This is a genomic window from Kosakonia oryzae, assembly GCF_001658025.2.
GTDB lineage: Bacteria > Pseudomonadota > Gammaproteobacteria > Enterobacterales > Enterobacteriaceae > Kosakonia > Kosakonia oryzae.
Genome location: NZ_CP014007.2, coordinates 4,180,188 through 4,194,466, shown reverse-complemented (window position 1 = coordinate 4,194,466; position 14,279 = coordinate 4,180,188). Strand labels below are relative to the sequence as shown.

Below are 14,279 nucleotides of genomic sequence, written 5' to 3'. Positions count from 1 at the left end.
TCAGGAAGCGGGGATCACCTGCGGCACGTTGCTGCTTAACGCACTGACCAAATCGTTTACGCCGTCGCTCATATTGACAAAGCGCGTCAGCGGCGAACGGGTGATGACGACAAAAACGCCGACATTATGCTGCGGCACCATCGCAATGTAGGTGATAAAGCCGCCGCCACCGCCGGTTTTCTGAATGATCCCAGGATGCCCCTCTTTGGGGGCCATATAGACCCAACCGAGGCCGAGCGCATCGGCTTTGCCGGGCACATCCATACCGATCACCCGCGTTAACTGGTTGCGCGGATAGATCAACGTTTGCATGCGATCCGCCTGACTGTTACGGGTGTAGAAATCCGACGACAGGAACTGCTGCATCCAGCGCATCATGTCTCCCGGCGTGGAGTAGACGCCGCCGCTGCCGATGGCGGCCAGTGTGTTATTACATGGGCTGGCGCCTTTTTCGGCGATCATCAGGCGTTTGCACTGATCCGGCGACGGGGTAAAGGTGGTGTCTTTCATTCCCAGCGGGCGGGTGATCTGCTCTTCGAAAAGCTGCGGGTAAGGTTTGCCTGCCGCCTTCGACAATGCATCCGCCAGCAGATCAAAGGCCAGATTTGAGTAAGCTGCCTGCGTACCCGGTGCGGCTTTCAGCGTGGCGGTTGAGAGCCAGCTCCAGCGCTGTTCGTAGGTTGGCCAGACGAAAACGGGACGTCGCGCTGCGCCGCCGGGCTGTTCGCGCGGCAGGGCGCTGGTATGCGTCGCCAGGTTCACCAGCGTAATTGGCGTGCCCTGGTAGGTCGGCACGCGCGTGCCGGGAGGCGCATATTTACTTAATGGATCGTCGAGACGGACTTTGCCCTGATCGAGCATTTTCACCAGCATTTCACTGGTCATCAGCTTGGAGAGGGAAGCAATACGAATCACCGAATCGAGCTGTGGGCGAACATTGTTGCCGGGGCGGGTTTCGCCATAGCTTTTAAACACGCGCTGGTTGCCGTCAATCACCACCATCGCCATACCGGTTGCGCCGCTACCGTAATAAATATGGTTGGCGTAACGATCAACAATATCAGATGCAAATACCGGGTCAGGAGACTGAACAGCCGCTTGAGCGGAAGCCAGGCTCAGCGCGCAGAGCAGCGCAGAGAAAAGCAGACAACGTTTCAATGCAGGGATCCATAAATAAATGGGATAGATAGAGCGTATTTATACTACCTGGTGCGGTGTTGCAAAGGCCTAATTAGCGGATTCTTTCCCCCTAATACGTAACGATGGGTAAAAATGGTTATTTTGTCGCCAGGCCACGATATCCGCCGGATGTGGTAATCTCCTTCTTTCCCACTGACAGGAGAGAGCAGATGGCAGGTAAACGGGTCGTGATGGTGGTGGATATGCAAAATGGTGTGTTCGCCACCGAGCGTATTCAGCGTGCGCAGTGTGTCGCCCGCATTAACCAGTTAACGCAGGCCGCCGATACGGTGATTTTTATTCAGCACGCTGAAGCGGGCGGGCTGGAAGAGGGGAGCGAAGGTTTTGCGCTGCTGCCGGAGCTGCATCAGCCTGCGAATGCCCTTTACGTCACTAAAACCGCCTGCGACGCGTTCTATAAAACGCAGCTTGAAGCGGTGCTGCGCGAGCACGATATCAACGCCTGGGTGATGTGCGGTTGCGCCACCGATTACTGCGTGGATACCACGCTGAAAAACGGTGCCAGCCGGGGCTATTCCATCACTATGGCGCAGGACGCCCATACCACCGCTAACCGCCCGGCTGCGCAGGCCGCAACCCTGATCGATCACTACAATGACGTGTGGCGCACGTTAACCGTCCCCGGCAACCCGGTGTATGTGAAACCGGTCGAAACAATTCTTCACGAATGGCAAGCGAACTAAGGGGTTACCCTCAGGTCTGATACAACGACACGGCGTCGCACTGCGCGGCGCTTTTTTATCACTGCGCTATACCCAGCGCAGAAACCCGCTACACAGCATTTTTAAATAATAAGAAATAAACAGGAGTACCGATGTTTAAATCTTTCTTTCCTAAGCCGACTTTGTTCTTTTTGTCGGCCTTTATCTGGGCGCTGATCGCTGTCGTATTCTGGCAGGCTGGCGGTGAAGGCTGGTTAATGCGCTTAACCGGCGCATCGGCGGAAGTGCCAATCAGCGCCACGCGTTTCTGGTGCCCCAGCTTTCTGCTTTTTTACGCTTATTATGCCGTTTGCGTCGGCCTGTTCGCGCTGTGCTGGTTTGTTGCAGCGCCGCATCGCTGGCAGCACTGGTCGATTCTCGGCACGGCACTGATCATCTTTGTGACCTGGTTTTTGGTGGAAGTTAACGTCGCCATTAACGCCTGGTATCAGCCGTTTTATGATTTAATCCAGACGGCGTTAAGCGCACCCAACAAAGTGAAACTGAGCCAGCTGTATAGCGAGATTGGCGTCTTTTTGTGGATCGCGCTGATTGCGGTCACCGTGGCGGTGCTGAATTACTTTTTTATCAGCCATTATGTCTTCCGCTGGCGTACGGCGATGAACGAATACTATATGGCGCACTGGTCGCATCTGCGCCATATCGAAGGGGCCGCGCAGCGTGTGCAGGAAGACACCATGCGTTTTGCCCAGACGCTGGAAGATATGGGCGTCAGTTTTATCAATGCAGTCATGACGCTAATTGCGTTTTTGCCGGTGCTGGTGTCGCTGTCACCCCATGTGCAGGAGCTGCCGCTGGTGGGGCATATTCCTTACGGTCTGGTGATCGCCGCGATTACCTGGGCGCTATTCGGCACCGTGCTGTTGGCGTTTATCGGTATTAAGCTGCCTGGCTTACAGTTTAAAAATCAGCGCGTTGAGGCCGCTTACCGTAAAGAACTGGTTTACGGCGAAGATGACGCCACGCGCGCGCAGCCGCCGACCGTTGCCGAGCTGTTCAGCGCCGTGCGCCGCAACTATTTCCGCATCTATTTTCACTACACCTATTTCAACATCGCCCGTATTCTCTATCTGCAAGTTGATGTGGTGTTTGGCCTGATTGTACTGTTCCCAACCATTGCTGCTGGTGCGATCACCTTTGGCCTGATGCGCCAAATCACCAACGTTTTTGAACAGGTGCGCAGCTCGTTCCAGTATTTGATCTCCTCGTGGACAACGCTGGTGGAACTGATGTCGATCTACAAACGCTTGCGTAGCTTTGAAAATGAACTTAACGGCCAGGAAGTTGTGCCTGTGCCTCACCGTTTTGGTTAACACAAGGAACGTTATGGTTTACGTCCCCCGTTTTGGCTGGCTGCTGGCGGCCCTGATCCTCGCCGGTTGTAGCACGCAAGGCCCGGTTTCCCAGCGGGAAGCGGAGAAAGAAAAAGAGAGCAAGAAACCGTTGGATGTGGCAAGCGTGGTGCGGCAGAAAATGCCCGCCAGCGTCAAAGATCGCAATGCCTGGGCGCAGGATATTGCCACCACATTTAGCAGCCAGAAGCTGGCGCCGACGCTGGAGAATATCTGCTCGGTGCTGGCGGTGGCGCAGCAGGAATCGAACTATCAGGCCGATCCGGTTGTGCCAGGGCTGAATAAAATCGCCTGGAAAGAGATCGATAAGCGCGCGCAGCGGATGCATATTCCGCCGCTGCTGGTGCATACCGCCCTGAAAATCCCTTCGCCAAACGGCAAAAGCTACAGCGAGCGGCTGGATAACGTCAGAACGGAAAAAGAGCTGAGCGCCATTTTTGACGACTTTATCAATATGGCGCCGATGGGGCAGAAGCTGTTTGGTTCCTTCAACCCGGTGCGTACCGGCGGGCCGATGCAAATCAGCGTGGCGTTTGCCGAGCAGCACACCGAGGGTTATCCATGGAAGATGGATGGCACGGTACGCCAGGAAGTGTTTAGTCGTCGCGGCGGTTTGTGGTTTGGTACTTACCATTTACTGAATTATCCCGCCAGTTACAGCGCGCCGATTTACCGTTTCGCCGATTTTAACGCCGGGCTGTACGCCAGCCGCAATGCGGCGTTCCAGAATGCGGTCAGCAAAGCGACCGGCGTGAAACTGGCGCTGGATGGCGATGTGATCCTTTACGGCAGCAGCGATACGGGCGCGACGGAACAGGCGGTAAGAAAGCTCGGGCCGAAACTGGGGATGAGCGATCGCGATATTCGCCGTCAACTTGAGCGCGGCGACAGCCAGAAGTTTGAAGAGACGAAACTGTACCGTGAAGTTTATCGCCTGGCGGAACAGAAAAGCGGGAAAACGCTGCCGAGAGAGATTTTGCCGGGGATCCAGTTAGAAAGCCCGAAGATCACGCGCAACCTGACTACAGCATGGTTTGCGAAGCGCGTCGACGATCGTCGGGCTGCCTGTATGGCGCAGAATTAGCGTGAGTGGTGTCGCCGCCAGCGCAGGAAAAGGCCGATGATACCCAACAATGCGCTTCCCGCAAGGAACGGCACGAGGCCAAACAGCGTGCCGACGCCAAACCCCAGTTCAACGTGGGGGCGGGAGGCGTCCTGAACTTGCATCAATCTTTCGAACACGCCTGGCGCGTGTACCAGCAGGTTCAACAACTGCGCGCCAGCCCAGAAGCAGAGCAGGACAAACAGGGCATAAGCCAAATTGCCTGGCCTTGAGGCATCACGTTTTTTCACGCCCGTGAAGGGTTTTGACAGGGAAAAATCAGCCATAAGACCTCCGGTACTCTTTTTTACTCAATTCGTTGCTTACCTTTCCGTGATGCAGCAGCGTATGCTGGTCAGAATTCAGGCTAATTGTGACAGTTGTGTCCTGTTGTCAACATCAGAATGGTGATAATTTCCCACCGGGAAGGTTTCCGGTTGAGAGATTTTTGTTGACGCTCACATTTTTGTAACGTTTTCATTACTCAAGTAACATTTCAGATTTTCCATACATCACACAGACCTGAAAACCAGGCTATGCGATGATGCCTTTTTGACTGCCGGAGTTGTCATGAAGCTGCCTGCGAAAATACGCCGTGACTGGCACTATTACGCGTTTGCGATTGGGTTGATTTTTATTCTGAATGGGGTCGTTGGCCTGCTGGGGTTTGAGGCCAAAGGCTGGCAAACCTATGCCGTCGGGCTGGTGACCTGGGTGATTGGATTTTGGCTGGCCGGGTTGATTATCCGCCGCCGCCCGGAAGAGGAGGAGGCAGCGGATAAAGCAAAATAATGCTTAACCGTTGACGGAAATTTTCAGCGTGCTGTTCACCTGATGGCGCGCGATAGCCAGTTCAATCAGGCGGGTGATCAGATCAGGGTAGCTGATGCCGCTCGCCTGCCACAGTTTTGGATACATGCTGATGTTGGTAAAGCCCGGCAGCGTGTTGATCTCATTGATAACGACTTCGTTGTCCGGCGTCAGGAACACATCAACGCGCGCCATCCCTTCACAGCCCAGCGCCTGGTACGCCTGCACCGCAATCTGACGAATCTTATCGTTGATCTCTGGCGCGATATTCGCAGGCACTACCACCTGTGCGCCGTTTTCATCAATGTATTTGGTGTCGTAAGCGTAGAACTCGCTGTGCAGCACGATTTCGCCGCAGGTACTGGCTTGCGGATCGTCATTGCCGAGCACTGCGCATTCGATCTCGCGGCCTTTGATGCCTTTCTCAACGATCACTTTTTTGTCGAACTCAAACGCCAGGCGCACCGCTTCATGATATTGCGCTTCGCTGGTCACTTTGCTGACGCCAACGGACGAGCCCTGGTTGGCCGGTTTGACAAACAGCGGCAGGCCGAGCTGCGCTTCAACGTCGCTAAAGGCGATCTGCTGACGGTTGGCGCGCGTCAGGGTAATAAATGGCGCGATAGCTAATCCGGCATCGCGCAGCAAACGCTTGGTGACATCTTTATCCATGCAGGCCGCCGAAGCGAGCACATCGGAGCCGACAAACGGCAGGTTTGCCAGACGCAGCATGCCCTGCAAGGTGCCATCTTCGCCCAACGTACCGTGGACGATAGGGAAAATCACATCAACATCCGGCAGCGGCGCGCTGTTTTGCGCCTGAATAAGCTGCTGCGCAGTGTTGCCCGGCACCAGCGCCACGCTGTTTTGCGACGGATTCAGCGCAATACGCGCCGGATCGCTGGCGTTAAGCAGGTAATTATTCGCATCGCTGATATGCCATTGACCCTGTTTATCAATCCCCAGCAGCACAACCTCAAAGCGCGACTTATCCATGGCATCGACAATATTTTTTGCTGACTGTAACGACACCTCGTGTTCCGCTGATTTGCCGCCGAAGACGACCCCTACCCGCAGTTTTGCCATTTCTACGTTCACCCACACTTATTCACAAAACACATACCATAGCACGTCGAAACGCACGATTCGCGGCCTTCTGCCATAATGTTTTGAGGAAAACTGAGGGGGAGACGTGCGCGTAAAGAGCCTGTTCGTTGTCTGCACTCTGCTGGCGCTGATGCTGGTGGGTTATCGCTATTTACCGTCTTATTACAATCCTTTCGCGCCGCTACAGTTGAGCGATCCGCCGGGGCGCATCACCCAGTTTAAGTTACGCCGCCTGTCGCCGTCTGCCTGTGCCGCACTGCTGGCACAGGCCAATCAGCAGCGGCTTGTGACCTCCGTTGCGGTAGCGAACAGCGGCGGCGACTGCCCATTAACCGATGTGGTGCGGGTGCGTGATTTCGGCGTGGTGAAACTGAGCAGCAGTTTTCTGGCAAGCTGCCCGCTGGCGCTCAGCTCCGCGTTGTTTATCGAACAGCAGGCGCGGCCGCTGACCGAACGTTTTACCGGCCAGGCGCTGGTACAGATTGACCATCTGGGCAGCTACGCGTGCCGCAATATCTATAATCGTGCTGATGCGCGGCGTAGCGAGCATGCCAGTGCGGAAGCGTTGGATCTGAGCGCCTTTCGCCTGGCGGATGGCCAGCGGGTAACGGTGCTCAATGGCTGGCGGCAGCCTGAAACACAGCCGTGGTTACGGGCGATGCTGAGCGCCAGTTGCGGCTATTATGGCAATGGTCTGGGACCCGAATACAATGCCGCTCATGCCAACCATTTTCATCTGGGGATGCGCGGTTTCGGGCTCTGTCGCTAACGCTAAGCATAATCCACTGTAAGAGCAGGGTTTTTATGCGTGCGCTGTGGCGGTGTGCGATGAGGGACAGATAAAACACCGAATTCGCCGTAACCGCATCTCTGGTGACTCATCCGTGGCGCATTCTTGTTAACCTGTGCGCTGTTTGTCAAAACTTCAACAAATACCCGTACTTATGGAATCCTGGAAGGTCAATCTTATCTCGGTGTGGTTCGGCTGTTTTTTCACCGGCCTCGCCATCAGTCAAATTTTGCCGTTTTTGCCGCTATACGTTGCGCAGTTGGGCGTGACCTCGCACGAAGCGCTGTCGATGTGGTCGGGGCTGACGTTCAGTGTGACCTTTCTCGTCTCTGCCATTGTGTCGCCGATGTGGGGGAGCCTTGCGGATCGCAAAGGGCGCAAGCTGATGTTGTTGCGCGCCTCGTTGGGCATGGCGATTGCCATTCTGTTGCAGGCGTTTGCTACTAACGTCTGGCAGTTGCTGATCCTGCGCGGCATCATGGGGCTAACTTCCGGTTATATTCCGAATGCCATGGCGCTGGTGGCATCGCAAGTTCCGCGCGAGCGCAGCGGCTGGGCGTTGAGTACGCTCTCAACCGCACAGATCAGCGGCGTGATTGGCGGACCGCTGATGGGCGGTTTTCTGGCCGACCATTTAGGGTTGCGCATCGTGTTTATTATCACCGCGATGTTGTTAATCGTGAGCTTTCTGGTCACGCTGTTTCTGATTAAAGAGGGCGTGCGCCCGACGGTGAAAAAGGGCGAACGGCTGAGCGGCAAAGCGGTGTTCTCCACCTTGCCCTATCCGGCGCTGGTCATCAGTCTGTTTATCACCACGATGGTGATTCAGTTGTGTAACGGTTCTATCGGCCCGATCCTCGCCCTGTTTATTCAGTCGCTGTCGCCGCATACCACCAATATTGCTTTTCTCAGCGGATTGATCGCTGCTGTACCCGGTGTTTCAGCGCTGATTTCCGCACCGCGCCTCGGCAAACTGGGCGACCGGATTGGCACCTCACGAATTTTGATGGGCACGCTGGTTTGCGCGGTGGTGTTGTTCTTCGCCATGTCGTTTGTCACGTCGCCGCTACAGCTAGGCATTCTGCGCTTTATGCTCGGCTTTGCCGATGGTGCCATGCTGCCAGCGGTGCAGACGCTGTTGCTGAAATACTCCAGCGATCAAGTGACCGGACGTATCTTTGGCTATAACCAGTCGTTTATGTATTTGGGAAATGTCGCCGGGCCGTTAATGGGCGCATCGGTATCGGCAATGGCGGGTTTCCGTTGGGTATTTATCGCCACCGCTGTGGTAGTACTGATTAATTTCTGGCAATTGGTACTGGCATTTCGCCGGGTGAAACACTAATGCTGCAAACGGGCCGAAAATTCTTTTTCGGCCTTACTATAATTATTTCTTATATAAAATAATGCTTCAGCCGTTTCGTATTCCTTTTTTTAGCTTCGCTAACAGATTAATTGGTTTGACTTAAGTTTCCAGAGAAACGTTTCGTTACCCCTTTTATTTTTGTGTGTTTAAGGAGTGTGAAAAAATGCACAAAATAAGAGATGTATTTTCTTTGCAACATCAGAACTGAGTGCTAACGTCTTCCCATCTCACATAAGGAAATCGTGCTATGAAAAATCTCATTGCTGAGTTGTTGGTTAAGCTTGCGGAAAAAGAAGAAGAGTCGAAAGAGCTGGTCGCTCAGGTGGAAGCGCTGGAGATTGTGGTCACTGCGCTGCTGCGTCAAATGGCCGCTTCTGAACAACAGGCGCTGATTTTAAGTATTGAAGGTGCGCTGGACGAAGTGAGACAAGGAACGCATGTTACCGAACAGGACACGGAGTTGCTGCAACAGTACCTAAAGAAGCTTTTAAGGCATCCGCGTAGCTAAATCTCTGGCCCTTCACTGCTGTCATCTGGCTGTCATACGCGCTGCCTATAGTCGCTCTGTTTTATTTTCTTTAAGTATTTATACATGGAGAATAGTAAAGTGAAACAGAGCGCATTATACCTCGCATTATTACCTGTGTTGTTTACTTCTATTATTTATGCAGAAACAACGGATACCTCCGTTCTTGAACATCGTGCTGCTCAGGGCGATATTTCCACGCCTGGCGGCGCGCGTCGTCTGACTGCCGATCAAACCGCTGCATTGCGTGATTCACTCATCGATAAGCCCGCCAAAAATATTATTTTGTTAATTGGCGATGGCATGGGCGATTCCGAAATTACCGCCGCGCGAAATTATGCCGAAGGCGCAGGTGGGTATTTTAAAGGGATTGACGCATTACCGTTAACCGGCCAGTACACGCACTATGCGCTGGACAAAAAAACCGGTAAACCGGACTACGTGACGGATTCTGCCGCCTCGGCCACCGCCTGGAGTACTGGTGTCAAAACCTACAACGGTGCGCTCGGCGTCGATATTCATGAAAAAGATCATATGACCATCCTCGAGATGGCGAAAGCGGCGGGGCTGGCGACCGGCAACGTCTCTACCGCTGAATTGCAGGATGCCACTCCGGCTGCGCTGGTTTCACATGTGATCTCCCGTCGCTGCTACGGTCCGACGGTGACCAGCGAAAAATGCGCCCTCAACGCGCTGGAAAAGGGCGGTAAGGGCTCGATCACCGAGCAACTGCTGAATGCCCGCGCGGATGTGACGCTGGGCGGCGGCGCGAAAACCTTCAACGAAACCGCGACGGCGGGCGAGTGGCAGGGGAAAACGCTGCGCGAACAGGCTCAGGCTCGCGGTTATCAGATGGTGAGCGATGCCTCTGCGCTGGCGGCCATTACCGAAGCAAACCAGAATAAACCGCTGCTCGGCCTCTTCGCCGATGGCAATATGCCGGTACGCTGGGAAGGGCCGAAAGCGTCGCTGCACGGCAATCTCGATAAACCCGCCGTGACCTGTACGCCGAATGCTAAACGTACCGACAGCGTACCGACATTGGCGGCAATGACCGAAAAAGCTATTGATCTGCTGAGCAAAAACGAGAAGGGCTTCTTCCTGCAGGTGGAAGGCGCGTCTATCGATAAACAAGATCACGCAGCGAATCCGTGCGGTCAGATTGGTGAAACTGTCGATCTGGATGAAGCGGTACAGAAGGCGCTGGAATTTGCGAAAAAAGACGGCAATACGCTGGTGATTGTCACTGCCGACCACGCGCACGCCAGCCAGATTATCCCGCCGGATACCAAAGCGCCGGGGCTGAGCCAGGCGCTGAATACCAAAGATGGCGCGGTGATGGCGATAACCTACGGCAACTCGGAAGAGGAGTCGATGGAGCATACCGGTACGCAAGTCCGCATTGCGGCTTACGGCCCGCGTGCCGGCAATGTGGTGGGGTTAACCGATCAGACCGATCTGTTCTACACCATGAAAGCGGCACTGAACCTGAAGTAATGGCTGCCCGGCGGTAAATCTCTGCCGCCGGGTGGTTTTTTCAGTAATTAAGACCATCCTTAAAGGGTCACTTTGACAGAAGGATGGAGCAATGAAAATAACAGTTCTGGTTACCCTCATCTTCGGTCTGTTGTTTGTCAGCGCGCTCAGCGCGGCAGAAAAAACACTGACCCCGCAACAACAACGTATGACGCTTTGTAATCAACAAGCCAAGGCACAAACCCTGACAGGCGATGCCCGTAAGACGTTTATGAGCAACTGCCTGAAAAATACCAAAACGGAGCCCGGGCAAAAAAGCCTGACGCCGCAGCAGCAGCGGATGCGCGAATGTAATGCGCAGGCGACGCAGCAATCGCTGAAAGGCGAAGATCGCAGCAAATTCATGAGCGGCTGCCTGAAAAAACCGCAGTAATTCAGTGGGGTGGGCGTTCCGCTTCGCTCACCCTTTTACGCTTCCTCCCGCGTTCTTATTGCCCGTTCCTCAATCTCTGCCAGGCTTAAACGGTGAGCAATGTTTCGCTTTGGTCTCTCTTGGTGGTTGTGCGCTGTCCGGCGTTACGCCCGTTTTTGCAACACTGACCCGGGAGAAAAATATGAATTATCACTACGTTACCGATTTAAATTCCCTGCCGGAAAACCAGCCGGTGAAAGTTGATGTCGCAGGGACGTCGATGATCCTTATCCGTACCCTTGCGCAGGTTCGCGCCTTTCAAAGTAAATGCCCACATGCTGGCGCGCCGCTGGAGCAGGGCGCGGTATGCGATGGCAAACTGGTTTGCCCCTGGCATAAAGCCAATTTTGATATCACCAATGGCGAGTGGCGCGAGCCGCTGGCGCTGAAGAGCCTCAAACAATATCCGGTCACCCTCGAAGGGAACCGCGTACTGGTTAGCCCGCGCGCGCTCTCGCCTGCCAGCCATACGCTGATCCGTGGTGAACGCCCACAAACGGCGGTGATCCTCGGTACCGGCGCAGCAGGCAGCGCGGCGGCCATCACTCTGCGTGATGCCGGGTTTAACGGCCATCTGATCCTGATTGATAAAGAGGATAGCGCGCCTTATGACCGCACGGCGCTCAGTAAATTTGTCCCCGCCGGGAAGATGAAGATCAGCGAAGTCCCGCATATTCTCGACGATGCCTTTTACAACCAGCCCGGCGTGGAGAGCCTGCGCGAAGAGGTAACCGACCTTGATTGCGAAGGGCATCAACTGACGCTGGCGAATGGCCGTCACGTTGCGTTCGACAAATTGCTGCTGGCCACCGGTGGGCAGCCAGTATGGCCGGAGATCCCCGGCAACCATCTGGCGGGCGTTCATGTGCTGCGCGATATCCACCAGGCGCAGGCGCTGCTCAATGAAGTTGAACAGGAGCAGCAACTGGTGTTGATCGGTAATAGTTTTATTGCGATGGAGCTGGCAGCCGCGCTGCGCAATCAGGATATCGATGTCACGGTGGTGTCGCGCCATGCTTTGCCGTTTGTGCCGCAATTTGGCGAAGAGATCGGCCAGCGCTTCTTCAATCTGCATCAACAAAACGGCGTGAAATTTGTCACCGGCGAGCCGGTGGCGCTGGAAGGCAACGGCCACGTACAAGGCGTGACGCTGAAAAATGGCCGCACGTTGCCCGCGCATGTGGTGGTTTTCGCCACGGGCGTACAGCCTGCTACCGGGCTGGCGCACGATCTGCATCATGAAGAGGACGGCAGCCTGACCGTGGATGAAACTCTCAGCGCGGCGCCGGATGTCTGGGCCGTCGGCGATATTGCCAGCTACCCGGCGCCGGAAGGGCGTCGCCGTATTGAGCACTGGCGCGTGGCGCAACAGCAGGGAAGGGTGGCCGCTCTCAATATGCTTGGCGAGCATCGTCCATTTGATCGGGTGCCGTTTTTCTGGACCATGCAATACGGTAACCGCTTCGAATACCTGGGTTACACCCGCGAGTGGGATAGCATGAAAATGCTCGGCTCGTTTGACGACAAACGTTTTGCCGTGCTGTACGGCGAAGAGGGCATGCTAAAAGCGGTGCTGAGCTGCGGCGAGAACAGCGCCACTGCGGGATTGCTGTTGAAGATGCAAAAGCCCCTTAGCATGAAAACGGCCAGCGAATTGCTGGCCTGACAGGACTGCGCCCTCTCCTGCCAGGGAGAGGGCGGCGGTTATTTGCTCAGTTTTTCTGATTTGTTCATACAGGCTGCCATCGCCTCAATCACCGCTGCGCGGAAACCGCGCTCTTCCAGCACTTTGACCGCTTCAATGGTGGTGCCGCCAGGCGAGCAGACCATATCTTTTAACTCGCCGGGGTGTTTTCCGGTTTCCAGCACCATCTTCGCGGAACCCATCACCGCCTGCGCGGCAAATTTATAGGCCTGCGCACGCGGCATACCGCCCAGCACGGCGGCATCGGCCATCGCTTCGATAAACATAAAGACATAGGCGGGCGCAGAGCCGCTCACGCCAACAACCGGATGGATCATCGCTTCGGCAATCACTTCCGCTTCGCCAAAGCAGCGGAAAATATTCAGCACATCCGCCGTGTCTTCCGGCGTGACCAGCGCGTTAGGGGTAATGGAGGTCATGCCCGCATTAACCAGCGACGGGGTATTGGGCATTGCCCGTACAATTTTGCGATCGTGCCCAAGCGCGCGCGCCAGTTGATCGAGCGTCACGCCTGCGGCAATCGACACCACCAGCGTCTCTTTATTCAGGCTGGAGGCGATTTCGCCCAGCACTTTCACCATGATGTTCGGTTTCACCGCGCCGAAGACGATATCGGCAATCTGCGCCACTTCCTGCGCGCTTTGCGCGGCGTTAATACCAAACTGATCGTGCAGAGCGGCCACTTTATCCGGCGACGGGGTATAGACCCAAATCTGTCCTGGCAGCACCTGCCCACTGGCAATCAGCCCGCCGAGAATCGCCTTGCCCATATTGCCGCAGCCGATAAAACCGATTTTTTTCTCCATCACGTTTGTCTCTTTTGCTTGTCATTGTGTGTGGCGTATAGCTTAACGTGGAATGGCAATCAGGGCTAAAGCTAAAAGATCTCTGCTTTCCCCAGGGGGAAATTAAAGCGACAATGCGCCACCAACTGAGGAGCGAGAATGGCGATTTGGGTTGATGCGGACGCTTGTCCGAATGTGATTAAAGAAATTTTATTCCGCGCCGCCGAGCGCACGCAGACGCCGCTGACGCTGGTGGCGAACCAGAACATCCGCGTGCCGCCGTCGCGCATCATCCGCTCGCTGCGCGTTCCGGCAGGGTTCGACGTGGCCGATAACGAAATCGTACGGCTGTGCGAGGCGGGCGATCTGGTAATTACCGCCGATATTCCACTGGCGGCGGAAGTGCTGGCCAAAGGTGCGGCGGCGCTGAACCCGCGTGGTGAACGCTATACTGAAGCGACAATCCGCGAAAAGCTGACGATGCGCGACTTTATGGATACGCTGCGCGCCAGCGGGATTCAGACCGGCGGCCCGGATAGCCTGTCGCAGCGGGATCGGCAGCAGTTTGCCGCCCAGCTTGATAAATGGCTGCTGGAGGTTAAACGCCGTCAGCCGGAGTAAATTCGGAATCGGCAGGCAGGATATGCTACTGTTTGCCGTTTCGCAGACTTGCCAGCCTTAAGTAGATTCAGTAAGGTTGCCGCTACACTGTCGCCACAGAATCTTTACAGGTTGAACCTATGTCAAATCAGGTTTCATTTGTATCTCATGCCCTGAGCGACATTAATGTGTAACGTTATTTTTACGATTAGTATTGTACTCGCTTGATGATATCATCGCTGTCTTATTTTCCGTCCCTCCTCGCG

The 14,279-nt window shown here is 55.0% G+C and carries 15 protein-coding genes; 11 read left to right on the top strand and 4 right to left on the bottom strand.

Annotated elements, in window-relative coordinates:
- Positions 1-1,158 carry a D-alanyl-D-alanine-carboxypeptidase/endopeptidase AmpH gene (gene ampH, locus AWR26_RS19950; RefSeq protein WP_064568241.1) on the bottom strand — a complete coding sequence of 386 codons (1,158 nt, stop codon included), beginning with the start codon at positions 1,156-1,158 and terminating at the stop codon, positions 1-3.
- 191 nt (positions 1,159-1,349) lie between these two features.
- Between ampH and AWR26_RS19945 the strand changes: the two genes are divergently transcribed.
- The 3 genes from AWR26_RS19945 to AWR26_RS19935 all read left to right on the top strand — a co-directional run bounded on the left by AWR26_RS19945 (position 1,350) and on the right by AWR26_RS19935 (position 4,358).
- On the top strand, positions 1,350-1,883 hold the full coding sequence (locus AWR26_RS19945) for an isochorismatase family protein (protein ID WP_064568240.1): 534 nt from the start codon (positions 1,350-1,352) through the stop codon (positions 1,881-1,883).
- A gap of 131 nt (positions 1,884-2,014) precedes the next feature.
- Complete coding sequence (sbmA, locus tag AWR26_RS19940; RefSeq protein ID WP_064568239.1) at positions 2,015-3,235, top strand: peptide antibiotic transporter SbmA; 1,221 nt, start codon at positions 2,015-2,017, stop codon at positions 3,233-3,235.
- A 13-nt stretch (positions 3,236-3,248) separates the two neighbouring features.
- Positions 3,249-4,358 carry a DUF1615 domain-containing protein gene (locus AWR26_RS19935; protein WP_064568238.1) on the top strand — a complete coding sequence of 370 codons (1,110 nt, stop codon included), beginning with the start codon at positions 3,249-3,251 and terminating at the stop codon, positions 4,356-4,358.
- Here AWR26_RS19935 and AWR26_RS19930 read toward each other — a convergent pair.
- Positions 4,355-4,663, bottom strand: a complete 309-nt coding sequence (locus tag AWR26_RS19930; RefSeq protein ID WP_064568237.1) for a DUF2755 family protein — start codon at positions 4,661-4,663, stop codon at positions 4,355-4,357. The genes AWR26_RS19935 and AWR26_RS19930 overlap by 4 nt on opposite strands.
- A gap of 283 nt (positions 4,664-4,946) precedes the next feature.
- Between AWR26_RS19930 and AWR26_RS19925 the strand changes: the two genes are divergently transcribed.
- Positions 4,947-5,168 carry a DUF2754 domain-containing protein gene (locus AWR26_RS19925; protein WP_043954691.1) on the top strand — a complete coding sequence of 74 codons (222 nt, stop codon included), beginning with the start codon at positions 4,947-4,949 and terminating at the stop codon, positions 5,166-5,168.
- 3 nt (positions 5,169-5,171) lie between these two features.
- Here the strand turns inward: AWR26_RS19925 and ddlA are convergent, their stop codons facing one another.
- Positions 5,172-6,272 carry a D-alanine--D-alanine ligase gene (gene ddlA, locus AWR26_RS19920; RefSeq protein WP_064568236.1) on the bottom strand — a complete coding sequence of 367 codons (1,101 nt, stop codon included), beginning with the start codon at positions 6,270-6,272 and terminating at the stop codon, positions 5,172-5,174.
- Between the two features lie 151 nt (positions 6,273-6,423).
- On the opposite strand from ddlA, the gene AWR26_RS19915 reads away from it, so the two are divergent.
- From AWR26_RS19915 to AWR26_RS19890, 6 genes are all read left to right on the top strand, one after another.
- The gene (locus AWR26_RS19915; protein ID WP_064569070.1) at positions 6,424-7,062 is read left to right on the top strand and encodes an extensin-like domain-containing protein; all 639 of its coding nucleotides are present in this window, start codon (positions 6,424-6,426) and stop codon (positions 7,060-7,062) included.
- Between the two features lie 175 nt (positions 7,063-7,237).
- On the top strand, positions 7,238-8,428 hold the full coding sequence (locus AWR26_RS19910; protein ID WP_064568235.1) for a multidrug efflux MFS transporter: 1,191 nt from the start codon (positions 7,238-7,240) through the stop codon (positions 8,426-8,428).
- A gap of 268 nt (positions 8,429-8,696) precedes the next feature.
- Positions 8,697-8,957: an anti-adapter protein IraP gene (gene iraP, locus AWR26_RS19905; protein ID WP_064568234.1), complete on the top strand. Its 261-nt coding sequence runs from the start codon at positions 8,697-8,699 to the stop codon at positions 8,955-8,957.
- 99 nt (positions 8,958-9,056) lie between these two features.
- Entirely contained in the window at positions 9,057-10,472 is a 1,416-nt protein-coding gene (gene phoA / locus AWR26_RS19900; protein WP_064568233.1) for an alkaline phosphatase, read from the top strand.
- A 91-nt stretch (positions 10,473-10,563) separates the two neighbouring features.
- A complete protein-coding gene (gene psiF, locus AWR26_RS19895; RefSeq protein ID WP_064568232.1) occupies positions 10,564-10,884 on the top strand; it encodes a phosphate starvation-inducible protein PsiF in 321 nt (106 codons plus the stop codon).
- Between the two features lie 181 nt (positions 10,885-11,065).
- Positions 11,066-12,589: an FAD-dependent oxidoreductase gene (locus AWR26_RS19890; protein ID WP_064568231.1), complete on the top strand. Its 1,524-nt coding sequence runs from the start codon at positions 11,066-11,068 to the stop codon at positions 12,587-12,589.
- 38 nt (positions 12,590-12,627) lie between these two features.
- Here AWR26_RS19890 and proC read toward each other — a convergent pair whose 3' ends face one another.
- Positions 12,628-13,434, bottom strand: coding sequence for a pyrroline-5-carboxylate reductase (gene proC / locus AWR26_RS19885; protein WP_064568230.1), 807 nt, complete (start codon positions 13,432-13,434; stop codon positions 12,628-12,630).
- A gap of 138 nt (positions 13,435-13,572) precedes the next feature.
- On the opposite strand from proC, the gene AWR26_RS19880 reads away from it, so the two are divergent.
- On the top strand, positions 13,573-14,034 hold the full coding sequence (locus AWR26_RS19880; protein ID WP_007373463.1) for a YaiI/YqxD family protein: 462 nt from the start codon (positions 13,573-13,575) through the stop codon (positions 14,032-14,034).
- Positions 14,035-14,279: the final 245 nt, after the last annotated feature.